At 56.3% G+C, this 894-nt stretch carries 1 protein-coding gene; it reads right to left on the minus strand.

Going from position 1 to position 894, the window contains the following annotated elements:
• Positions 1 to 862, minus strand: an 862-nt coding sequence (locus NW818_RS14015; RefSeq protein WP_414424910.1) for a glycosyltransferase family 2 protein, incomplete at its 3' end; no start/stop codon positions are given.
• Positions 863 to 894: the final 32 nt, after the last annotated feature.

Consider the following 894-nt stretch of genomic DNA (forward strand, 5'->3'; position numbering starts at 1 on the left):
TCAATGCCTGCATCAGGATACGAAGATCGCGGTACGAGTCGACACGCCCCTTTATCCGTTCGATGACCGCTTTTCCGTAGAATGCGATGCGTAGCGCAATGCTCAGCGCATATGCCTGGAAGCGACCGTAATGTTTGGCATAGAATCGCAACTTACTGCGGTACAGTTCGGCTTTCATGCGGATGCTGGCTTTCTTGCTGCTCTGTCCTCCAAGATGGATGATCGGCGCATCCGGTACGTAACAGACATCCCATCCGGCTTGACGCGCTCTGAAACACCAGTCGGTCTCCTCAGAGTACATAAAGTACCCCTCATCGAGATCGCCGATCTGTTCCACGGTTGTCCGACGGATCAGGAGTGCCGCGCCACCGACCCAGTCAACCGCATAGGCTTCATCACCGTCCACGGTAGGGTACGGCGCGCGCGCACGAACGTTGCGCCCCAGCAGTTCAGACCACAACGACGGGAAGGCAGCCCATGACGGTTGAAGCGTTCCGTCCGCGTTGAGCAAATACGCCCCTGCAATGCCAGCGCGCGGATGTGCATCCAGAAACAGCGCCAGACGCTCAAGCGCACCTTCGCAAACGATGGTATCGCTGTTGAGCAGCAGCAGATAATCGCCGCGACAGGCATGGATCGCCTGATTGTTCGCTGCGGCAAATCCTCGATTAGCAGCATTCTCGATCAACTGCACGTGCGGATAGCGGGCGCGCACTGCTGCAACACTGCCATCACTCGAAGCGTTGTCTACCACCCAGATGTCATACGGGCGCAACGGGGGGTGAGCTGCTATTGATTCGAGACAATCGAGCAGAATATCGCGCGTATTCCAGTTGACAATAATGATCGACAATGTGTTCATATCATGCATTCCCGATGCGCTGGAGTCCTGGT

The organism is Synechococcus sp. R6-5 (genome assembly GCF_047461775.1).
GTDB lineage: Bacteria > Cyanobacteriota > Cyanobacteriia > Thermostichales > Thermostichaceae > Thermostichus.